This is a genomic window from Halalkalicoccus sp. NIPERK01, from assembly GCF_030287405.1.
Classification (GTDB): Archaea; Halobacteriota; Halobacteria; order Halobacteriales; family Halalkalicoccaceae; genus Halalkalicoccus.
The window spans coordinates 960,405-980,199 of sequence record NZ_JASVVV010000001.1; the positions used below are offsets into that span (position 1 = coordinate 960,405).

The following is a 19,795-nucleotide window of genomic DNA, read 5'->3' on the forward strand; positions in this document are numbered from 1 at the left end:
GGTTAGTCGTCGGCCTCCGTCCCACCATCAGCAACCGTGGGCGTCCGCCCCATCTGCTGATCGAACTGCTCTTGGACCTGCTCGTCCTCTTCGTCGATCTCCTCGTCGACGTCCTCCGCCTCTTCGGGCGGTGTCGCGTCCTCGGGTTCCTCGACCGGCGAGAACTCCCGCAGCGCTTCGAGCGAGTGTAGCAGTTCGACGTCGCCCATTGGGGCGATGTTCTTGATTGCTGTCGAGAGTTCTTTCTTGAGGGTGGCCTCCTCGAGCTCGGTGAGCTGGAACAAGTTGGGCCACTCCGCCGAGTACGACCCGGCACGCGGTGGGCGGACGATCCCGAAGCGGAGCACCCGGTCGAAAAAGGCCCGCAGCATCACCGGCTCGTTGAACGACTCCTGACGGGCGCTGATCATCTCGAGGTAGTTCGCCTCGTCTTGGGAGCTTGCGAGCTCACCACGTTCGCTCCCTTCGAGTTTGCGGCGGGGAATCTCGATCGTTCCGGCGATAAGCTTCATGAGCACGTCGGTCACGCCGCTCGGGTCGACGTCCTGGCTCTCGAGCTGCTCGACGTCGGTGCCGAACAGTTTCATGACCCGCCGAAGGCTGTGCTCGTACTCCTCGACCTGTTCGTCCATCTTCTCGGTCGGGACGTCCGCGAAATCAGGGTCGACCGACAGCGCAAGCCCCGGATTCGCGAGCATCCAGTAGGCTTCGGCTGAGGCACCAGCGACCTTCTGGAGGTCGAACAGCCGGTTCATGACTGCGCGAAGTGCTGGCTCGCCGTTGACGTCGTCATCGAGGACCCCCTCTGCGATATGAATTACTCGCGAGTGATGGACGACCTGTGTGTTCGTCTGGTCCCCGTTCGCGAGGTCGAGCTTGTACGTTTTCGGGAGGCCGTTCCGTGGGTCCGTGACGTCGGTGACCCACTCGTTGATCTCCGCGTCGCCCTGCCCGAGTGGCGTTACATACAGGAGATCGTCAAGCCCACTGAGTTGAGAGGGATCGACCTCATTTTTGAGTTCGCGAGCACTCTCGATATCGCTCAGTCCAAGAAAGAGCACGGAATACTCGCCGATCCGGCCGAGCTTGTCGGCTCGTTCGAAATAGTGTGAGAGACCGCGATCGAGGTTGGTATCCTCCGAGGCGTCGAACAGTTTCTCGACGTCTTTCTCGAACTCGGTCTGTTCGTCCTCGCCGACCTCCGCGTCGTCGATGATATCCGGGCGTTCGCTCCAGGAAGTCTCGGCGGGTTTATCGATGATCGGCTTCGCGATGTCGCCCCGATCGTACCAGTCCCGATAGTCCGCGTAGGTGAACCCCTTCTTGTAACCGAACTCCTCCCACAGATCACGCTGGCCGTTGTGCTGTAGGCCGGCTCGATTCGCGAACTCGTGACGAGCGGCGAGGTTCGACGCGGTCGCCGCCATCATCACGGCCTGTGCTGTGGACATCCCTTCAAACGTCCCGCGAGTCTCAGTGGTAGTCTCGTCAGTCATGAGTTATTATTAGGATCCCCAGCCGAGGTCGTTGACAGTCGGGCCGGCGTTGTGCGTGAACAGCGCGTAGCGGAGGGCGTCCATCGCGTGATCGTTCTCCTTGAGCGGGTCGTCCGAGTCCTCGGCGTCCTTGTACTGATACTGTGAGAACTCGTTGCGGATGCTCTGACAGTCCTGGTGAACCCTGAGATCGTCCTGCAGACTCGAGACGCGTTTGATTCCTGGCGTGACGGCGTTCTCTGCAGACCGGGCGGGGACGCCCTTACGACGGAACGTCTCGATCGAGGCGGGCTCGGCAGGATCACAGTACATCCGTCCCGGGCCCCAGCGATCGATCATATCATTGGCGTGCTCGGCCATATCCTCGTCCGTACAGCGCCGTTCGTAGAATTCCTCGACGACGACCCAGCGATCGCCCTGGCGAACCAGCGCAAGGATCACGCCGGGATTGTTGAACCCCCAGTCGACGCCGTATATGACCTCGTCGTACTCTCCCTCCTCGGGGAGGTCGTCAATAACGTGCTCTGGGCGGGAGAACCACGGGTAAACCAGCCCCTCGAATTTCGTAAAGGCGCCCTGAACCTCTTGCTGAAAGAACGACCCGTCGAACTCCTCCTCGAGGCGCTCGATGTAGTCGTCCGGGTTGTGTGGGTTGAGCCACGACGGAACGCCGAAGACGCCGTTCGTTCCGTTAGCTTCGAGCCACTCGTACGCCCCTTCGTAGCGGATCGTTGGATCCGGATCGTCGTAGAAGCGATCGTGGACCCAGTTGAAGCCCTTCGGCGTCGTTGAGACGAACAGGTTGCGGTACTCGCCGGTCCGAAGTCGACCTGTGATGATCTCGTAGGCACGCTCGGCAATCGAGGACGCCTCGTCCATCCCGGCCCACGCGATCGACGGGCCTCGGAGGCGCTCGATCTTGCGGGTGTTGTCCGCCGACTCGAGGATAATCCGCGAGCCCGAGGGGGTGATGATCCCAGGACGCTCGGAGCCTTTGCCGTTGTATTCGCAGACGTCGAGCAGCCCCATCGAGCGCATCTCGGGGAGGATGACGTTCTTGATCGCCGGCACCGTCGGCGCGATCAGCATCCCGAGCTCGCCGGGGTTCCAGTGTTCAGCGTTGACCCATGCCCGAATAATCAGTGACGCCGTCTTGCCGGCGCCGAGCCCGGAGACGAACGCGTGGTTGCGCGCCTCCGAGACGATATCGGCCTGTCCCGCCGGCCCAGCGAGGAACTGCGCCTGTGGCGCGAGTCCTGTCTCGTCGTGCCGGTAGGGAGCGAGGTCGGTCGTTGTATCGGCACCGCGATCGAACCTCGAGTGCGTTGGCTCGGGGAACGCATCACGATACTGGCGGGACGTACCAGTCGTGCTCATGCGTCATCGGTCGGCGAGAGGTGGATGTTGACTGTCCCACCCTCTTCGGCCGCTTCGGCGTCGCCCCACGACTCGGGATACCGGGATTTGATGACCGACAGCATCGTTCGCGTGTCGCCCGTCTCCCGGACCATCTCGAGGAGTTCGTCGACGAGTTCGGCTTCGCCGGCCCCACGTGCGCGTGCGACCCGATCCGCAAAGTCCGCGTAGATGCCCTCTTCTTGCTTGTCGCCACGATCGAGCCACTCGTAGAACGTCGTCGTCCCGATCCCGTTGCAGCGACAGGCCGCAGCGACCGACTGGCCTTGCTCGAGCATCGCTGCGATGTTCTCTTGGCGCTGCATGGTGAGCTTCGTCGGCCGGTTCGCCGGCCGGGACGTCGACGGTTCGTCCTCCTCGTGATGGGTTACACAGGGACCGTCGTCGGCGTCGCGACCCCAGCCAGCAGGGCGGCGGCAGGGCTCGCCGGTAACCGTATCAGTCGATCCACAGCGATCGTCATCGGTCATGAGTAATCAGGACGTTCAGGTGGATCCGCAGGTCGGACTTCGTCATGGGCGTTCAGCCGGCGCTGGAGGTCCGCGCCGGTCGTCGTCATAGAAACCCTCACCCCAGACCGGGCACTGGTCGACGAGGATGACAGCGGAGGAGGGCATGAGCAGTCAGCGGGCGTTTTTCAGGTTGAAGACGGCGCCCTCGTAGGGTAACTCGAGTTCGATCCACGCAAACGCGTTTGCCGGATCGTAAATGGCGAGCACGCCGTCGGCGACCGTTCCGGCGAGCCGATCGGGACGACGTGGAAGGTGGGCGGCAGTGTCGACACGGCCCCATTCGTCACGGTCAGTGGTGCGATCGCGGTCGTTGATACTCATCGGTCTTGGACATCACCGGGAAATGGCAGGCTCTCCCCGGGGGAGGGGAGAGCAGAGGGTGGCAATCGGGGGGAGGGGGGGACAGGGCCCATACGACCTTCCAGTTCGTTTACTACCCTATGCGCTGGCCTTGCGGCCACTACCGTCTAACTCGGGTCTTTGCATAAGTTTTGTGCATGAAAATTAGTGATCGTGCCGATCCACTACTGCCTCGGGTGGCACGGAGATCGTCGCGCCACCCTTCCGCGCGATCAGCAGCTGGGGCTCGTAGTGGATCGTCTCCAGGCGGTGCTCAACATCGCGAACGACGCCGTCGATGCGCCGCCCGGCGAACTCGGCCTCGACGCGCTGGCCGATGTACTCCGTGAGCACCGGTGTTGGTGCGGTTGCCATCAGTCCGCCGTTGCACCTGCGTAGTTCGACGTCTCACCGCGAACACGAGCCCGATCGCGGACCAGGGCACGACCGAAGGCCAGCGCCATTACCTCTGTCTCGAGGCCCTGTGCGCTCGGATCTTGTTTCAGCTCGCGGACCTGCCGCCCGAAGGTCTTCCCATCGAGATCGTACGCTGTCTCGCGTTTGATGTATCGAAAGATGTTCTCGACGAGGGGCGTGAGTTCCTCGAGGGACTTGTTACGATGCCCGCCGTTACAGTCGGTTCCACAGGTGAGACAGTAGCACGTCCCGAAGCGCTTGTTGTGATCCCACGTCGTGTGCTCCTGTGAGCCCTGCTCCGTTCGATCGTACCACTCGTTGATAGTCATGGACAGTGGCGGGCCATCGGCGAGGTGCCGGGGACCAGAGGTGTCGAGTTGCCTAGTATGCTCCGGCCCGATGGTGCGCACCTGAGAAAAGCAGGAGTTGCACACCTCGCCACAGTACCACACGAGGTCTTTGAACGCTTGATATCCCGCTTCGTCCGATGGACGTGTCTCTATGGGAAGGTCACGGAATGGTCTCATGAATCGAAATCAGGGAAACGGGGATTCGCAGGGCTGTTGGACGAGACTCCCATTTGGGAGCCTGTTCGGCGAGTGCCAGGGGGAACGTGGAAAGCTGTGTTGTGATGGGGAGGGGTTGATAGTGCCTCTGACAGCTTGACTCCGAGCACTCGGAGTCTATTCATCTCATTCTAGTCCGATAAAATAAGCTTATTTCCGAATATCGTACCGGACTCGGCGTTTATCCCTCTCAGATTGCTGTTTTGTCAGTTCGCCCCGTTCCTCGAGGGTCGCGACCGCGTCGGCGACGGTCGTCCGCGGGAGGCCCGTCGTCTCGATCAGCTCCGAGCGCTCGATCGGGCCCTGCGTTTTGACGATGTGGCGAACGAACAGCGCCCCCGGTGGGAGGTCATCGGTCTGAGTCACTCGCGACCACGCTCCGCTGGTGACCGTAGTGGGTCGCGCAAAAGAATGCCGCTGTCAGAGGCATACCGGGGGGAGTGGGTCACTATACGGCCGTGACCATGGACACGTACAGGAGCTCTATCCCACCCCTTCCCGGATAGTTGTTGGAAGGAAACGGACCCGATTAGCGAGAAGGCTTGCGCTATCGCGCAGTATAAGTCATGATTGATAGTGTGTCGGTAGGCTGCACTGGATGAGTTCATGCGAACCTCCGGTGGTACGTCGGAGTGCAGTCCGGGCAGACGAATTCGGGGCTCCATCCTACGGTCGAGCCGTCGTGGTCGACGTCGACGGTCCGCAGGGCGTCCATCTCGCCGCTACAGGAGAGGCAGTTCATCAGTCATCCGCCTCCTGGGCACCGGCATCGATGCCGCCATCCACGGCGACTTCGATCGGATCCGAATCTGTGAACGAGCGTAGCGTCGGGTCGCCCTCGAGGAGCAGCTGCTCGCAGAGCGACTGTGCGAGGTTGACCGGGACGGCGTTCCCGATCTGCTCGATCGTCTCGGTCTTGTTGCCGACGAACTCGACGTCGTCAGGGAAGCCCATCGCCGCCGCCAGTTCCCGGGGTTGAAGCATCCGGAAACGGATGTCGATCCCCCACGGGTACTGATCGGGCAGGACGAGCGCGAAGCGATCGCGCGTCGTCACCGTCGGGAGTGGTTCGTCGACCGGCTGAGCGCCGCCATTCCCGTAATACTCGACGAGGAATGGGTTGGCAACGTAGGTCTGTGACCCGGTGGCCGTAACGGTGGGTAGCGGATCCTCGATATCGTGCGTCCGGGGTGCCTGCCCGGCGCGCTCGCTGTAGTACGGGACGAGATACGGCGTGACGAGGTGACCGTCGTGGTTCTTCGCCGTGATGGTGTGTAACGGCTGTTCGTCCGGATCGTACGCAGGGTTGCTGTGCAGGCCGCGATGGAAGCCGTTGCGCGGGAGGACGAACGGCCGGGGTTCGACCTTGCTGATCGCCCCCTTCGTCGCGATCGTCGGCACCGGAGCATCCGCACAGGAAGGGACGCCACCCGACTGCTGGCGAAGTAGGTACGGAAGGCACAGCCCCATCGACTCGACGCCCTCGGCACTGCGCGCCAGGAACGGGCCATCCCGCTCCTCGACAGCCCGCTCGATGTCCGGCCCGTCGACGACGCTTTCTTGCATCGCTTCGACGTCCTCTTTTCCGAGCTCCGCAATTGCGTCGGCGTACGCCTTGAGATCCTCGTGACCGTGCCGACGGATCCCCTCGGCGATGCGCTGCATCGTGTTGTTCACGAGCGGGCGGTCGCGCTCCCAGATGCTCTTGCCGGGATCGGACCAGTCGATGATCTCTGCAGCCGATCTCCACGGCTCCGTCCCGGGATCTTCGCCGCCCTCGGAGTGGGTTGGCGTCGGGAACTCGGGTTGCTGTTGACGTCGTCCGACAACGAACAGTCGTCGACGTGCGGTCGCGTCACCGTAGTTCGCCGAGTTGAGGATCTTCCAGTCGACCGAGTAGCCAAGCGAGTGCAGCGCGTTGATCCAAGCGTCGAACGTTTCGCCGCGCTTGGACTTCATCGGCTGGCCGTCGGCACCGACAGGCCCCCAGTTGCGGAACTCAGGGACGTTCTCGATCACGAAGTGGTCCACGTAGAGCTTCTGAAGCCAGTCAAGAACGTGCCACGGGCTCGCTCGCTTCTGTTCGTCGACGGGACGACTACCGCGCGCGTTCGAGTGATGGGTACACTGCGGACCGCCGGTGAGGATGTCGACGCGCTCGGTATCGAAGACATCCCGCGGATCGAGCTCTTCGACCTTCGCGTGGTAGTGGTCGGCCCATGGGTGGTTGACTTCGTGGGTCTCTATCGCCCGCTCCCAGTGGTTGACCGCGGCGAGCTCGACGTCGCGATCGAGTGATTCGCAGGCCTGAGCGAGCCCCCAGGAGAGGCCACCGGCGCCGCAGAAGAGGTCGACCGCGCGAACGGTGTCGTCGCGCTTGCGTCGATCGTTCATCGCGACCCGCCTCCCGAACCTTTAAGAGAAGAGCCAGCATAGACAGAATCAAGCCTGCGGCAGTTAGCTGTTGCTTTATTTCTTCTTTCTTCTTGGTGGTGTGTGTTTCTACGGAGGTCTAGTGTGTGTTTGAGTATTACGTAACACTCCCCCGTAACACGTAATACTCGGTCGGCTACTTCACTCGCGTCAATTCGGACGGGGGCAGTCGGGAACATCACTGTTCGACCTCCTGGCCGAATCCATCACGACGATCGCGCTCTTTGAGTTCCTCGACGAGGCGCTGCGGAGAAACACCGATCCGATTCGCGTGCTGGCGGATCGCAGGATTCTCCGGATCGCGGGGCGTGCTGTAGTCAGTAAATTGTGTCCGTTCGGTGAGCTCGTTGTAGACGTCCTCGAACTGCTCCTCGAGGACGTCGTCTTCGGCAGCGGTATCTCCAAGAGCAGATTTCAGCATCGAACGGTGCTGGTCAAACATCGCCATCGTATCTTTGACGAACTCTTCGAACTGCTCCTCTCGCTCGTTGAGGTCACTAAGCATCTGTTCTACCTGTTGCTCTTTCATCGCGGGTCGTCGGCCCTCGGCGTAGTAGTCCTCGGCCCACTTGTTCACGAGCGGACTGAATTCGGCATCGTCATCTTGGACTTGCTCGTAAACCGGCTCGTCGAGGGAGACCGATTTCCGCCTCTTAGACATCGGAGTCACCCCCACCATATCGCCACTTACCGTAGCCGATCGCCTCGAACTCCGGACGCTTCTTGATCGATTTAACGCGCTTTTTCAGTGTCTTCTTGTTCCGGACGTCGGTGTGGTTCCGGTACAGCTCCATGAGTCGCGCGCTGGTGACGACGTCGCCGACCTCGAGCTGGTCCATCACCGCCTGATCGCGACCACCGACACCGGAGGATGACCCTCCGTTATCGATTTGTTCTTCGAGCTCGGCGATCCGTTCGTCCTGCTCGTCGACGCGATCGCGAAGGGCGGCAACCTGCTTTCGAAGCGCCTCGATCAGCTGTGGATCGGGCTGATCGACGCTCATAGCAGTACCTCCTCGGGCCGGTTCTGTCGACGGCAGTGGGGGCACTCACCGCTGAAGCCTCTCCGAGCATCCTCCGGAAGGATCGTGCCGCACGCCGTACAGGCGGGCGTCATCGAACCACCTCACGGTACTTCGGGCAGGACGCATTCGCACAGTACAGCTCGCCCTCGAATTCGAGCCCGGGCCGACCACACTCGGGGCAGGCGTCTGGGTGCGGGATCGGCGCCAGACTCATGACGCCACCTCCGTGGCCGTGGCTGTCGGAGTTGATAAACCGAAACGCGGTATAAACAACCGCGCTGATCCCGTCGCTACGGGATTCGCTTCGTGAGGATTGTGCGTGGGTGCTGTTCCGTGAGGAGTATCAGCACCGTTGGGGTAGTGCGTGGGACCGGATTTGAACCGGCGGACCCCTACGGGACAGCGCCCTCAACGCTGCGCCGTTGGCCTGGCTTGGCTACCCACGCTCGCGTGCGTCTTTGCACCCGACTCTATTCCACCTCCGATAAAAGGGCTTTCGTTTCGCCGGTCCCCTGGCCAGGTTTCCCACCCCCAACGCGGGATCGACCGTATATTCAAATGTCCGGGTTCCGTAGGAGTCACATGGCGAAGTACTCCACCGGCGACTCCGCGGGCGGGGGCGACGGCGGCTCCTGTGAACTCTGTGGGGCGACCTCGGGATCGCTCACGACGGCGTCGATCGCCGGGGCGACCCTGCAGGTCTGTTCTGCCTGTACGCCCCACGACGACGCCAAGAAGGAGCGACGCGAGGAGGCGCCGGACGAGCGCGACCGCAAGAAGCGCGCCGCCCGCACGGTCGCGAAGATGCACGACGCCCAGCAGGGCGACTCGACCCGCTGGGAGCGCGAGGGCACCAACTACGCCGACGATCCGCTGCCCTACCTCGTCTCGGACTACGGGGACCGGTTTCGCGAGGCCAGACGCGACGCCGGCCTCCAGATCGACGAGCTCGCCGACTCGCTGGACGTTCCCGAAGAACAGCTCGTGGCCGTCGAACAGGGTCGTGCCGCACGCGCGGACGTCGGCGGGTCGCTCATCGCCGCCCTCGAGTCCGAACTCGACGTCGAACTCGCCGAGTAGGTTTTCCACCTGCGGCGAAAAGCCAACCCCGATGAACTCCCTGGCACCCGACGAACCCTACCGGAGCGAGTTCGAGACACGCGTCGAGGACGTCGACGGACGCGAGGTCGTCCTCGAGCGCACGTACTTCTACCCCGAGAGCGGGGGCCAGCCCGCCGACAGGGGTGAGATCGGCGGCGCTACGGTCGCCGACGTACAGGAACGCGACGGGGAAGTCGTTCACACGACCGCCGAGGAAACCGACCTCGAACCCGGCGCGACGGTCGCCTGCACGGTCGATTCGGCGTTTCGAACCTACTGCATGCGAACACACACCGCGAGTCACGTCCTCTACGGCGCGGGCCGTCGCCTCCTCGACGACCTCGGCTACGGCGGGTTCGATATCGACGATCGAAAGGCCCGTATTGACTTCGAGACCACCACCGAGATCGACGACGCACTCCTCGTGGAGCTCGAAGCGCTCGCGAACCGCGCGGTCTGGGAGGGCCGGCCCGTCTCGTGGGAGACGGTCCCCACGACCGAGGCCCGCGCCCGCGAGGGCGTCGCGTTCAACACGAAGACCGAGGAGGGGGTCTTCGACGACGGCGACGGGGTTCGGGTCGTGACGGTCGGCGGCAGTGAGACGGGAGACGCTGCGGCCGATCCGTGGGACGCAGCGGCGTGCGGTGGCACGCACGTCTCGAACACCCGCGAGATCGGTCTCATATCGGTTCTCGACCGGTCGAACCCCGGCGAGGGGCTGACGCGGGTGGAGCTAGCGGTCGGTCCCGCGGCCATCGAGCATCGGGCCGAAACGCGGGCGTCGGCGCTGGCTGCCGCCCGCGAACTCGGCGTTCGCGTCTCGGACCTCCGGGGAGCGATCGAGCGCCAGCGAGCGGAACTGGAGGACCTGACGAGCGAGCGCGACTCGCTGCTCGAACGGGTCGCGGACGCGCAGATCGACGCGCTCCCCGAACCGGTCGAACGCGACGGCGAACGCTGGCTCGTCGGCTCGCTGTCGGGGATCGACGGCGACACGCTGTCGGACCGGGCGCGCGACCTGGCCGGCGAGGAGTGTGAGGTGGTCGCGCTCGTCACGGACGGGAACCCGGTGACGGTCGCCGTCGCGAGCGCGGGCGAGACGGACGCGGGCGCGGTCGTCGACTCCCTGACGAGCGAGTTCGGCGGGGGCGGTGGCGGCGGCCCCGAGTTCGCACAGGGTGGGGGGATCGCGGCCGACCCCGACGAGGTCGTGTCGTTCCTGCGCGAGTGAGTGATCGATCATCTTTTTTCGTCCGTGACCGAACGGGCGGTATGGAACTCACGTCGGAGCAGCGTGCGATCCGGGACGTGGTCCGGGAGTTCGCCACGGAGGAGCTACGGCCCCGAGCGGCCGAGGCCGACCGCACCCAGACGTTCCCCGAGGAGGTCTGGGACGGACTGGCGGACCTCGACCTGACCGGTCTTACTGTGCCCGAGGCCTACGGCGGGTTCGAGTCCGACAGGACGACCTACAGCCTCGTCAACGAGGAACTCGCCTACGGCCACCTCTCGGTGGCCACCGCCCTCTCGGTCCACTGTCTGGCCACCTCGTGTATCGCGGAGTTCGGGAGCGACGACCTGAAGGAACGGTGGCTCCCCGAGATGGTCGCGGGGCGGCCCGTCGGTGCCTTCGCCCTCTCGGAACCCGAGGCGGGGTCGAACCCCGCGGAGATGTCGACTCGGGCCGAGCGCGACGGCGAGGAGTACGTCATCGACGGGAAGAAACAGTGGATCACGAACGGTTCGCGCGCGGGCGTCGTGATCCTCTTCGCGAAGACGGGCGAGGGCGAGGTGACGCAGTTCCTCGTGCCCGCCGACAGCGAGGGCCTCGACGTAGGGAAGAAGGAGGAGAAACTCGGATTGCGCGCGAGCGACACCACCGCCCTGTTGTTCGACGGCGTGCGGATCCCAGCGGAGAACCGCCTCACCGAGGAGGGGCGCGGGCTGAGCGCCGCCCTCTCGACCCTGACCGGCGGGCGGATCGGGATCGCGAGTCAGGCGGTCGGACTGGCGCAGGCCGCGATGGACGACGCGCTCGCCTACGCGGGGGAGCGCGAGCAGTTCGGCGGGCCCATCGGCGACATCCAGACGATCCAGCACAAGCTCGCCGACATGGAGACGAAGCTCCGGGCCGCCCGCCTCCTGACGCGCGAGGCCGCCCGCAAGGAGGACGCGGGCGAGGACCCACGGATGGACGCGAGCGTCGCCAAGTACTTCGCGAGCGAGGCGGCCATGGAGATCACGAACGAGGCCGTCCAGATCCACGGCGGGGCGGGATATACCACCGATTTCGACGTGGAGCGCTACTACCGGGACGCGCGGATCACGACGATCTACGAGGGGACGAGCCAGATCCAGAAGAGCGTGATCGCCCGTGAACTGTTGAAATAGCCGGTACCGTGCGGTGCGTCGGTTGGCGGCGCGGTGGCCGGCGCGAGCGGAGCCGTCACTCTCGACGGCTCCGCGAGCGGGCGGGGAAGGGCTGGTGTCCTCGGAAGCGGTGCGCGATCTTCTCGCGGGCCTTCGGCCCGCTCGAACGGCCAGAGGGACCTTCGGTCCCTCGCTGTCGCGCACCGCGGCCTGCTGTCCTGGCGGACATGAAAAGGGCGAGGCACGGCTGCCAAGCCGTGCCGAGGGCTTTCGTGGGCAAGCTATTTTTCCTCCCCACCGCCTAACACCGGGTATGACTGGCGGGCCACGCCGGATCGACGACGGGTGGGAGGCGATCATCTACGACCTCGACGGCACCCTCGTCGATCTGGCGGTCGACTGGGACGAGGTCGCGACCGCGGTGGTGGGAACGTTCGCGAAACGGGGGATCGACACGAGCGGAAACCTCTGGGACCTGCTCGAACGCGCCTCGCGGGCGGACCTGCGCGGGCACGTCGAGGAGATCATCTCGGAGTACGAACGCGAGGGGGCCCGATACTCCGAGCGGTTGCCCCTCGCGGAGCAAGTGATCGAGGAGGAGCGCCCGATCGCGGTCTGCTCGCTCAACTGCGAGGAGGCGTGTCGGATCGCGCTCGCCACCCACGGCCTCGAGGAACACGTCGACGCGGTGATCGGGCGGGACTCGGCCGCGAAGCCGAAACCCGACCCCGGGCCGCTCGAGGCGGCCGCGGCGGCGCTCGAGGTGCCGCCCGAACGGACGGTGTTCGTCGGCGACACCGACCGGGACGCGATCACCGCCGAACGCGCCGGGACGGGCTTTCTGTACGTCCGTGACCTGTTCTAGACGCGCTCTCGCTCCGCCCGTCTGCGCGCGTAGAGGAACGTCGTGAGGCCGATGGCGATCCAGACGACCGACCCCACTCGGACGGTGAACTTGAGGCGGTCGCCCCACGTCGGCAACACGGTCGCGGTAGAGAGCAGCGCGACCACGGGTGCGCCGACGACGATAGTGAGCACGAACGTGACCTGCATGACCCACGCGTAGTCGACCCCCTCGGGGTCGTGGCGTTCGACGGGGGTTGGCACGCCCGACGGTGGGCGTGGCGCGGTCGTAAGCCTGTGGATTCGGGCTGCGAAAACCGCGGGCGTTTAGGTCGGGCGGCGGCAACCCCCTCCATGCCGACTGTCGCGGACATTCGCGCGGCCAACGAGACGATCACGATGCTCACCGCCTACGACGCCCCGACCGCCGAACTCGTCGAGCGGGCGGGCATCGACGTGATCCTCGTCGGCGACAGCATGGGAAACGCCGTCCTGGGCCACGACTCGACGCTCCCCGTGACTATCGAGGAGGTCGCGAGCAGGACGGCAGCCGTCTCCCGCGTGACCGACGAGGCGCTGGTCGTCGCGGACATGCCGTTTCTCTCCTTCGGGGTCGACGAGGCCGAGAGCATCGAGAACGCTGGGCGGATGGTGAAGGAGGCGGGCGCGGACGCCGTCAAACTCGAGAGCGGCCCCCACACCGTCGGGTTGACCGAACGGCTCGTCGAGTTGGGGATCCCGGTGATGGCCCACCTCGGGCTCACCCCCCAGCGCGTCAACCAGATCGGCGGCTACGGCCGCCAGGGGACCACGAGGGAGGCCGCCGCGGAGATCGTGGACCTCGCGCGCGCCCACGAGGAGGCCGGCGCCTTCTCGCTGGTGCTCGAACACGTCCCCGCGAACCTCGCCGCGGGGATCACGGAAGCGCTCGACGTCCCGACGATCGGGATCGGTGCGGGTCCCGACTGTGACGGGCAGGTCCTCGTCATCACCGACGTGATCGGTCTCGGCGACTGGTCGCCGCCCTTCTCGAAGCAGTTCGGCGACGTTCGCGGCGAGATCGAATCGGCCGTCGGGAAGTACAAGGAGGCCGTCGAGAGCGGCGAGTTTCCCGCCGAGGAGCACTCGGAGACGGTCGAGGAGATCGACGACGTCTACTGAGCGCGACCGAGGAACTCCGAGACGACCTCGTTGAACGCCGCCGGTCGTTCGAGCATCGCCAGATGCGCCGCCTCGTCGATCGTTTCGAACTCGCAGTCGGGCATCTCCTCGGCCAGATACGCGTGATAGTTGGGAGGCGTGAGCCGGTCGTGTTCGCCACAGACCGCGAGTGCCGGGACGTCGATCCGGTCGAGGTCGCCGCGCACGTCGAAGGTGTGACAGCTCAGGAAGTCACGCTCGACGACCGCCCTCCCACAGGACCGCATCGCCTCCCGCGAGAGCGCGACGAGGTCGTCGTCGGCGTCGTAAAAGAGCCGTTCGGGTTCGTGGAGGAAGTCGACGGCGCGCTCGAAGTCGTCGGCGAGCCACGCGAGGAGGTCCTCGAGGACCGCGAGTCGCGCGCCGGTGCCGACGAGGACCAGCGCGTCGGGTTCGAACTCGCGGTAGAGGGCGACGTGGAGGGAGACGGCCCCGCCCAGCGAGTTGCCGACGAGGACTCCCGACCCCGTCTCCTCGGCCACGGCGATCACGTCGTCGGCGTACGCCGAGAGGGTACTGAAACCCGGGTCGGCGTCGATGTCGTCGCTGTCGCCGTGGCCCGAGAGGTCGAGCGCGACGACGGGTCGCTCGTCGGCCATCCTGGCCTGGGACTTCCAGACGCCGCGTTCGCCGCCGCTGCCGTGAACACAGAGCATCGCCGGCCCTTCGCCGCCTCGGTCGTGGCGTTCGTAGGTGGTCTCCCGGCCGTGGTGCGAGACGGTCTCCATACGGTCGGTTCGGCCGCTCGTCTGATAAAGCTCATTACCCCGAACCGCAATACAACCGCTCGGGCGTTGCCCCCCTCCAGTAGTGCTACTTCTTGAGAAAGGCTTTTATATTCAAATGACTAACTTGGAGTTAGTATCATCATGACCCCACAGCACATCACGGACGGGCGCGACACCCTGGTTCGCCGCTACGAGTACGACGACGAGGCCGTGATCGCGATCGACCTCGGCAGCGAGGCGAGCGACGCGAGCGTCGACGTCGTCGACGACACCGCGATCGTCGTCGTCGAGACGGCGGAGGGCGAACGCCAGGAGGAGTTCGACCTTCCGAGCGAGGGAGCACGAGCGTTTATCAAAAACGGCGTCCTTACCATCGAGGTAGAGTCATGAGCGCGAAACTCACCGTCAAACCGCTGAAGCAGAAGGACGCGGGTCGCGGGCTCGCGGCCGTCGACCGCGCGTCGATGCAGGAGCTCGAACTGGAGAACGGTGATTACATCCTGATCGGGGGATCGGGCGGCGAGCGCGCCGTCGCGCGGGTCTGGCCGGGCTACCCCGAGGACGACGGCCGCGGCGTGATCCGCATCGACGGCCGACTCCGACAGGAGGCCAACGTCGGGATCGACGACCGCGCGACCGTCGAGAAGGCAGACGTCAAGCCCGCGACCGAGATCACCATCGCCACGCCGCAGAACCTCCGCATCCAGGGCAACATCGGCCCGCTCGTCCGGGACCGCCTGAGCGGGCAGGCGGTCACGCAGGGCCAGACCGTCCGAGTGGGCTTCGGGATCGGCCCGATGTCCGGCGGCGGTCGCGAGATCCCGCTGAAGATCGCCGATACCTCGCCGTCGGGCACGGTGGTCGTCACCGACGGGACGGAGATCACGATCAGCGAGAAGCCCGCCGAACAGATCCGTGAGGGCGCGGGCGGCGTCCCCGGCGGGTCGCCCAGCGTCACCTACGAGGACATCGGCGGCCTCGATCGGGAGCTCGAACAGGTCCGAGAGATGATCGAGCTGCCGATGCGCCACCCCGAACTGTTCCAGCAGTTGGGGATCGAGCCGCCGAAGGGCGTCCTGCTGCACGGCCCGCCCGGAACGGGCAAGACGCTGATGGCGAAGGCCGTCGCCAACGAGATCGACGCCAGCTTCCACACGATCTCCGGGCCGGAGATCATGTCGAAGTACTACGGCGAATCGGAAGAACAGCTCCGCGAGATGTTCGAGGAGGCCGAGGAGAACGCCCCCGCGATCGTCTTCATCGACGAGATCGACTCGATCGCGCCTAAGCGCGGCGAGACCAGCGGCGACGTCGAACGCCGCGTGGTCGCCCAGCTTCTCTCGCTGATGGACGGCCTCGAGGAACGCGGGCAGGTCATCGTCATCGGCGCGACCAACCGGGTGGACGCGATCGACCCCGCGCTCCGCCGGGGTGGCCGCTTCGACCGCGAGATCGAGATCGGCGTCCCCGACAAGGAGGGCCGCCGCGAGATCCTGCAGGTCCACACGCGCGGGATGCCGCTCGCCGACGGCGTGGACCTCGAGCGCTACGCCGAGAACACCCACGGGTTCGTCGGCGCGGACATCGCCACCCTCGCCCGTGAGGCGGCGATGAACGCCCTTCGGAGGATCCGCCCGGAACTCGACCTCGAGAGCGAGGAGATCGACGCCGACGTCCTCGACGCGCTGCGCGTGACCGAGGAGGACTTCAAACAGGCGCGCAAGGGGATCGAACCCTCGGCGCTGCGCGAGGTGTTCGTCGAGGTGCCCGACACGAGTTGGGAGCAGGTCGGCGGCCTCGAGGACACCAAAGAGCGCCTCCGCGAGACGATCCAGTGGCCCCTCGAGTACCCCGAGGTGTTCGAGGCGATGGACCTCGACGCCGCGAAGGGCGTCCTGCTCTACGGCCCGCCGGGCACCGGGAAGACCCTGCTCGCGAAGGCCGTCGCCAACGAGGCCGAGTCGAACTTCATCTCGATCAAGGGCCCCGAACTGCTCAACAAGTTCGTGGGCGAGAGCGAGAAGGGGGTCCGCGAGGTCTTCAGCAAGGCCCGCGAGAACGCCCCGACGGTGATCTTCTTCGACGAGATCGACTCGATCGCGGGCGAGCGCGGCCGGCACTCGGGCGACTCGGGCGTCGGCGAGCGCATGGTCTCACAGCTGCTGACGGAACTCGACGGCCTCGAGGAACTCGAGGACGTCGTCGTGATCGCAACCACGAACCGCCCGGACCTGATCGATTCCGCCCTCCTGCGGCCGGGCCGCCTCGATCGCCACGTCCACGTGCCGGTGCCCGACGAGGCCGCACGCCGGGCGATCTTCGAGGTCCACACGCGCGAGAAGCCGCTCGCCGACGACGTGGACCTCGACGAACTGGCCGCCGAGACCGAGGGCTACGTCGGCGCGGACATCGAGGCGGTCAGCCGCGAGGCCTCGATGGCCGCGACCCGCGAGTTCATCACCAGCGTCGACCCCGAGGAGACGCTCGACAGCGTCGGCAACGTCCGGGTGAGCCGCGAACACTTCGAGCGGGCGCTCGAGGAGGTGAACCCGAGCGTCACCCCCGAGACCCGCGAGCGCTACGCCGAGATCGAGGAGCGCTTCGACCGGGGCGGCGCGGAACTCGAAGAACAGGAAGTCAGCCGCACCTTCCAGTAGGCCCGTACTGTTTTCCCGACGCCTCCGATCGGCCGATCACCCTTACTCGAGGCGTTCCGCGGCCTCGCGCTCGACGAGCGCACCGGCGTTCGCCTCGGGGAGGCTCACCACGTCGTCGGTCGCCAGATCGTACTCCCGGTCGTCGATCCCCACGATCTCGCCCACGTCACGGGTGATCCGGAGGGTCGCCCGCTCGATTCCCTCCTCGTCCGCGCCCGTCTCGACCGGATCGACGTCGTCTCCGGCGGACGCCTCCGTCGTCTCGTCGTTCTCCCCTTCGGGTGGCGCCGACTCACCGACCGTGGCCGATTCGGGGTCGTCCGTCGCGGCCCCGGCGGTCGACGGGATTTCCTCGGTCTCCGATCCGTCGCCCATGAGGTCCGCGGCGCTCACGGACGGCTCGTCGGTCGGGGTCGGTTCCTCCGGTGGGGCGGCCGGATCGGCCGCCTCGCTCGCCCCGGTCGGCCCGGGATCGCCGGCCGGTTCGCCGTCGTCGGCGTTCGTGTCCGCTTCGGCCTCGCCGGCGAGCACGTCGAGAACGTGCGCGCGGTTGTCCTTGATCCGGGCGACGAGATCCGAGAACAGGTCGCGTTCCTCGCTCGTGAGGCCCTCCTCGTCGGCGGGCATGTCCGCGGCGGCGAAGCTCGCGAGCTTGACGAGCTTGCCGACGCGGCGTTCGTAGATCGATTTCACCACCTGCTCGGTCGAGTCGATCTCGCTCGTCAGGCGCTGGACCTCGGGGTCGCCGAAGGGGTCGTCGGCCGCCGCGGCGCGCTCCGATCGCTCGTCTTTCAGCGCCGCGATGTGGTCGGCCACGTCGGTGTAAAACGAGTCGGGGAGATGCTGGAGGCTGTCCTTTCCCCGCTCGGTGTCCTTGACCGTCTGGAGTTCGTCGAGATCCACCTATCGACGCACCTCCCCGACGAACCGATACATACCCCCGACTGTCATTCCCGATCCCCTTAACTGTTTCATTCGCGTCCCTTCTCGGCCCACCCGCGGGCCATCAGGAAGATCCCCGCGTACTCGGGGAGCGTGTGCGTTCCAGCTTCGAGAGAGCGCGAGAGCCCGCCCAGTTCCACCCGTCGGGGTTCGTCGAGGTCGACCGTGATCTCGTGGTTTTGGAACGTCTCGGGGACCGCGTCGATCAGCGGGGAGAAGTCGTCGAGTTTCTCGCGGCTCAGTCGCTGGACCGCCAAACCGCTGCCGCCGTGGAGGCTCCCGGGCAGGCGAATCAGCCGGTTCGTGTCGGTCGTGACCGGCTCGTCGATCGGCGCGTTGTCCCGGGCGACGCTCTCGGCGACGACCTGCCGGGCGAGGCTGAAGAAGGCGGGATGGACGTCGACGTTGCCCGACTCGATCTCAGCGCGGTTCTCCCGCATCGCCTTCAGGGCCGCCTTCGCCTTCCCCTCGCCGATCCCCTCGAACTCCCGGAGCCGGTCGATGGCCGTTTCGTCGTTCGCGTCGGCGAGGTCGTCGACGAGTTCGACGACGTGCTCGTGTGCGCGTCTCGACCACCCGCCGCGGGTGTCGAGGGTGCGCTTCTCGGCGGGGGTTCGCCGGCCGAGACCGGCGACCGTCTCGCGGGTGATCAGCTCCTCGAAGTCCAGCCCGATCCCGCGGACGTAGTCGACGATCTCGCGTCGCGCGTCGCGTTCGAGCTCCTGGACGCCCGGATCGCGGACGTGGACGTGATAGCCCCGCCCGCCCGAGAAGACGACCGTCAGCTCCTCGAAGCCGAAGTCGTCGTCGAGGAAGTCGAGCAGTTTGTAGAGCGCCCCCTTGCAGGTCTCGAGCATCTCTCCATAGGTGTCCTCGCCGGGGATGACGCCGGGAAGGTGGTCGGCGTCGAGGTCGAAGATCAGGTCGGAGCCGCGCCAGCCCTTCTCGCCCATCGAACCGGCACCCGGGTCGTCGTACCGGCCCGCCGAGAAGTAGACGTGCCGGGGGCGTTCGCGCGCGAGGAAGTCGCCGATCTCGCCGAGGTCGAGCAGCGAGCGGTGGCGGATCATCGTCGTGCCGCCCGCCCGCCACGGGATGTACCCCCACTCGCGCTCGCCCGCGGCGGGCGGGGGCGTCACCGTCGTCCGGCGGTAGTGGTCGCTGAAGCGCCCCCGGAGATACGCGCGCGTTCGCTCCTCCATACCCGAGTGACTCTCGGTCCCGTCGATAAATGGATAGCGATCCGGTCAGCGCCGGAGGTACTCCGAGAGCCGGCCGGCGATTCCGTCGGTGTCGCCGCGTTTGAGGTAAAAGGAGTCCCCCGAGTCCTCGTAGTAGTTGTCGATCCGGCGGACGATCTCGAACCCGAGGTGGTCGTAGAAGGCGAGCGCTTCTTCGTTCGTCGTCCGGGCGTGACACGTCACCGTCCGGTGTTTCTCGGCGACCAGATCGATCAGTCGTTCGCCGAACCCCTCCCCGCGGTACTCGGGGTCGACGGCGAGAAAGAGGAGGTAGCCGTCGCGGCGCGTCGCCGCGAAGCCGACGAGCCGGTCGTCGATGAAGAGCAGGTGAACCGTCGATCGGCGATAGGCGTCGGTGAAAAAACCACGCCGTTGCTTGAGGACGTCCTCCCGGAGGCGAATGTCCTCCTTCAGCCGCCAGGCGGTCTCGACGTGGGTATCGTCGCCCGGCCCGACGACCTGCAGATCGACGTTGACACTCACTCCCGAAGTATAGTACCGACCCCGTT

Annotated in this window: 22 protein-coding genes and 1 tRNA gene; 7 read left to right on the forward strand and 16 right to left on the reverse strand. The window is 65.8% G+C overall.

The window, feature by feature from the left end; all coding sequences use genetic code 11:
* Positions 1-2: 2 nt before the first annotated feature.
* The 11 genes from QRT08_RS05175 to QRT08_RS05225 form a co-directional block, all read right to left on the reverse strand.
* A complete protein-coding gene (locus tag QRT08_RS05175; RefSeq protein ID WP_286044846.1) occupies positions 3-1,451 on the reverse strand; it encodes an anti-CBASS protein Acb1 family protein in 1,449 nt (482 codons plus the stop codon).
* A gap of 54 nt (positions 1,452-1,505) precedes the next feature.
* Entirely contained in the window at positions 1,506-2,873 is a 1,368-nt protein-coding gene (locus QRT08_RS05180; RefSeq protein WP_286044847.1) for a PBSX family phage terminase large subunit, read from the reverse strand.
* The gene (locus QRT08_RS05185) at positions 2,870-3,217 is read right to left on the reverse strand and encodes a terminase small subunit-like protein (protein ID WP_286044848.1); all 348 of its coding nucleotides are present in this window, start codon (positions 3,215-3,217) and stop codon (positions 2,870-2,872) included. The genes QRT08_RS05180 and QRT08_RS05185 overlap by 4 nt, the downstream gene beginning before the upstream one ends.
* A 318-nt stretch (positions 3,218-3,535) precedes the next feature.
* Positions 3,536-3,745 (reverse strand): hypothetical protein, encoded by a 210-nt coding sequence (locus tag QRT08_RS05190; RefSeq protein WP_286044849.1) that lies wholly within the window; start codon positions 3,743-3,745, stop codon positions 3,536-3,538.
* 183 nt (positions 3,746-3,928) lie between these two features.
* Positions 3,929-4,138, reverse strand: a complete 210-nt coding sequence (locus QRT08_RS05195) for a hypothetical protein (RefSeq protein ID WP_286044850.1) — start codon at positions 4,136-4,138, stop codon at positions 3,929-3,931.
* A complete protein-coding gene (locus tag QRT08_RS05200; RefSeq protein ID WP_286044851.1) occupies positions 4,138-4,509 on the reverse strand; it encodes a hypothetical protein in 372 nt (123 codons plus the stop codon). The genes QRT08_RS05195 and QRT08_RS05200 overlap by 1 nt, the downstream gene beginning before the upstream one ends.
* 387 nt (positions 4,510-4,896) lie before the next feature.
* Positions 4,897-5,112, reverse strand: coding sequence for a MarR family transcriptional regulator (locus QRT08_RS05205; protein WP_286044852.1), 216 nt, complete (start codon positions 5,110-5,112; stop codon positions 4,897-4,899).
* A 375-nt stretch (positions 5,113-5,487) separates the two neighbouring features.
* Positions 5,488-7,140, reverse strand: a complete 1,653-nt coding sequence (locus tag QRT08_RS05210) for a DNA cytosine methyltransferase (RefSeq protein ID WP_286044853.1) — start codon at positions 7,138-7,140, stop codon at positions 5,488-5,490.
* A 217-nt stretch (positions 7,141-7,357) separates the two neighbouring features.
* The gene (locus QRT08_RS05215; RefSeq protein WP_286044854.1) at positions 7,358-7,858 is read right to left on the reverse strand and encodes a hypothetical protein; all 501 of its coding nucleotides are present in this window, start codon (positions 7,856-7,858) and stop codon (positions 7,358-7,360) included.
* Positions 7,833-8,183, reverse strand: a complete 351-nt coding sequence (locus QRT08_RS05220; protein WP_286044855.1) for a hypothetical protein — start codon at positions 8,181-8,183, stop codon at positions 7,833-7,835. The genes QRT08_RS05215 and QRT08_RS05220 overlap by 26 nt, the downstream gene beginning before the upstream one ends.
* A 382-nt stretch (positions 8,184-8,565) precedes the next feature.
* Positions 8,566-8,650: transfer RNA gene (locus QRT08_RS05225), tRNA-Leu, on the reverse strand.
* A 136-nt stretch (positions 8,651-8,786) separates the two neighbouring features.
* Between QRT08_RS05225 and QRT08_RS05230 the strand changes: the two genes are divergently transcribed.
* The 4 genes from QRT08_RS05230 to QRT08_RS05245 all read left to right on the forward strand — a co-directional run bounded on the left by QRT08_RS05230 (position 8,787) and on the right by QRT08_RS05245 (position 12,540).
* The gene (locus QRT08_RS05230; protein ID WP_286044856.1) at positions 8,787-9,284 is read left to right on the forward strand and encodes a helix-turn-helix domain-containing protein; all 498 of its coding nucleotides are present in this window, start codon (positions 8,787-8,789) and stop codon (positions 9,282-9,284) included.
* A 31-nt stretch (positions 9,285-9,315) separates the two neighbouring features.
* Entirely contained in the window at positions 9,316-10,536 is a 1,221-nt protein-coding gene (locus tag QRT08_RS05235) for an alanyl-tRNA editing protein (RefSeq protein WP_286044857.1), read from the forward strand.
* A gap of 41 nt (positions 10,537-10,577) precedes the next feature.
* A complete protein-coding gene (locus QRT08_RS05240; protein WP_286044858.1) occupies positions 10,578-11,696 on the forward strand; it encodes an acyl-CoA dehydrogenase family protein in 1,119 nt (372 codons plus the stop codon).
* A gap of 292 nt (positions 11,697-11,988) precedes the next feature.
* Entirely contained in the window at positions 11,989-12,540 is a 552-nt protein-coding gene (locus QRT08_RS05245; RefSeq protein ID WP_286044859.1) for an HAD family hydrolase, read from the forward strand.
* Here the strand turns inward: QRT08_RS05245 and QRT08_RS05250 are convergent.
* Entirely contained in the window at positions 12,537-12,782 is a 246-nt protein-coding gene (locus QRT08_RS05250) for a DUF5822 domain-containing protein (RefSeq protein ID WP_286044860.1), read from the reverse strand. The two genes, QRT08_RS05245 and QRT08_RS05250, sit on opposite strands and share 4 nt — an antisense overlap.
* A gap of 90 nt (positions 12,783-12,872) precedes the next feature.
* Here QRT08_RS05250 and panB point away from each other — a divergent pair, with 90 nt between their 5' ends.
* Positions 12,873-13,679: a 3-methyl-2-oxobutanoate hydroxymethyltransferase gene (gene panB, locus QRT08_RS05255; RefSeq protein ID WP_286044861.1), complete on the forward strand. Its 807-nt coding sequence runs from the start codon at positions 12,873-12,875 to the stop codon at positions 13,677-13,679.
* Here panB and QRT08_RS05260 read toward each other — a convergent pair.
* The gene (locus QRT08_RS05260) at positions 13,673-14,446 is read right to left on the reverse strand and encodes an alpha/beta fold hydrolase (RefSeq protein WP_286044862.1); all 774 of its coding nucleotides are present in this window, start codon (positions 14,444-14,446) and stop codon (positions 13,673-13,675) included. The two genes, panB and QRT08_RS05260, sit on opposite strands and share 7 nt — an antisense overlap.
* A gap of 141 nt (positions 14,447-14,587) precedes the next feature.
* Here QRT08_RS05260 and QRT08_RS05265 point away from each other — a divergent pair, with 141 nt between their 5' ends.
* Positions 14,588-14,836 carry an Hsp20/alpha crystallin family protein gene (locus tag QRT08_RS05265; protein ID WP_286044863.1) on the forward strand — a complete coding sequence of 83 codons (249 nt, stop codon included), beginning with the start codon at positions 14,588-14,590 and terminating at the stop codon, positions 14,834-14,836.
* On the forward strand, positions 14,833-17,103 hold the full coding sequence (locus tag QRT08_RS05270) for a CDC48 family AAA ATPase (RefSeq protein ID WP_286044864.1): 2,271 nt from the start codon (positions 14,833-14,835) through the stop codon (positions 17,101-17,103). Before QRT08_RS05265 ends, QRT08_RS05270 begins: the two co-directional genes overlap by 4 nt.
* Positions 17,104-17,145: 42 nt before the next feature.
* Here QRT08_RS05270 and QRT08_RS05275 read toward each other — a convergent pair whose 3' ends face one another.
* The 3 genes from QRT08_RS05275 to QRT08_RS05285 form a co-directional block, all read right to left on the reverse strand.
* A complete protein-coding gene (locus tag QRT08_RS05275; RefSeq protein WP_286044865.1) occupies positions 17,146-18,006 on the reverse strand; it encodes a DNA replication complex subunit Gins51 in 861 nt (286 codons plus the stop codon).
* Positions 18,007-18,074: 68 nt separating this feature from the next.
* Positions 18,075-19,247 carry a DNA primase small subunit PriS gene (gene priS, locus QRT08_RS05280; RefSeq protein WP_286044866.1) on the reverse strand — a complete coding sequence of 391 codons (1,173 nt, stop codon included), beginning with the start codon at positions 19,245-19,247 and terminating at the stop codon, positions 18,075-18,077.
* Between the two features lie 45 nt (positions 19,248-19,292).
* Positions 19,293-19,769 carry a GNAT family N-acetyltransferase gene (locus QRT08_RS05285; RefSeq protein WP_286044867.1) on the reverse strand — a complete coding sequence of 159 codons (477 nt, stop codon included), beginning with the start codon at positions 19,767-19,769 and terminating at the stop codon, positions 19,293-19,295.
* Positions 19,770-19,795: the final 26 nt, after the last annotated feature.

Coding starts and splice junctions, on each gene's coding strand:
- QRT08_RS05175 (WP_286044846.1), bottom strand. CDS start 1,451: ATGTCCACAGCACAGGCCGTGATGATGGCGGCGACCGCGTCGAACCTC.
- QRT08_RS05180 (WP_286044847.1), bottom strand. CDS start 2,873: ATGAGCACGACTGGTACGTCCCGCCAGTATCGTGATGCGTTCCCCGAG.
- QRT08_RS05185 (WP_286044848.1), bottom strand. CDS start 3,217: ATGCAGCGCCAAGAGAACATCGCAGCGATGCTCGAGCAAGGCCAGTCG.
- QRT08_RS05190 (WP_286044849.1), bottom strand. CDS start 3,745: ATGAGTATCAACGACCGCGATCGCACCACTGACCGTGACGAATGGGGC.
- QRT08_RS05195 (WP_286044850.1), bottom strand. CDS start 4,138: ATGGCAACCGCACCAACACCGGTGCTCACGGAGTACATCGGCCAGCGC.
- QRT08_RS05200 (WP_286044851.1), bottom strand. CDS start 4,509: ATGACTATCAACGAGTGGTACGATCGAACGGAGCAGGGCTCACAGGAG.
- QRT08_RS05210 (WP_286044853.1), bottom strand. CDS start 7,140: ATGAACGATCGACGCAAGCGCGACGACACCGTTCGCGCGGTCGACCTC.
- QRT08_RS05215 (WP_286044854.1), bottom strand. CDS start 7,858: ATGGTGGGGGTGACTCCGATGTCTAAGAGGCGGAAATCGGTCTCCCTC.
- QRT08_RS05220 (WP_286044855.1), bottom strand. CDS start 8,183: ATGAGCGTCGATCAGCCCGATCCACAGCTGATCGAGGCGCTTCGAAAG.
- QRT08_RS05230 (WP_286044856.1), top strand. CDS start 8,787: ATGGCGAAGTACTCCACCGGCGACTCCGCGGGCGGGGGCGACGGCGGC.
- QRT08_RS05235 (WP_286044857.1), top strand. CDS start 9,316: ATGAACTCCCTGGCACCCGACGAACCCTACCGGAGCGAGTTCGAGACA.
- QRT08_RS05240 (WP_286044858.1), top strand. CDS start 10,578: ATGGAACTCACGTCGGAGCAGCGTGCGATCCGGGACGTGGTCCGGGAG.
- QRT08_RS05245 (WP_286044859.1), top strand. CDS start 11,989: ATGACTGGCGGGCCACGCCGGATCGACGACGGGTGGGAGGCGATCATC.
- panB (WP_286044861.1), top strand. CDS start 12,873: ATGCCGACTGTCGCGGACATTCGCGCGGCCAACGAGACGATCACGATG.
- QRT08_RS05260 (WP_286044862.1), bottom strand. CDS start 14,446: ATGGAGACCGTCTCGCACCACGGCCGGGAGACCACCTACGAACGCCAC.
- QRT08_RS05265 (WP_286044863.1), top strand. CDS start 14,588: ATGACCCCACAGCACATCACGGACGGGCGCGACACCCTGGTTCGCCGC.
- QRT08_RS05270 (WP_286044864.1), top strand. CDS start 14,833: ATGAGCGCGAAACTCACCGTCAAACCGCTGAAGCAGAAGGACGCGGGT.
- priS (WP_286044866.1), bottom strand. CDS start 19,247: ATGGAGGAGCGAACGCGCGCGTATCTCCGGGGGCGCTTCAGCGACCAC.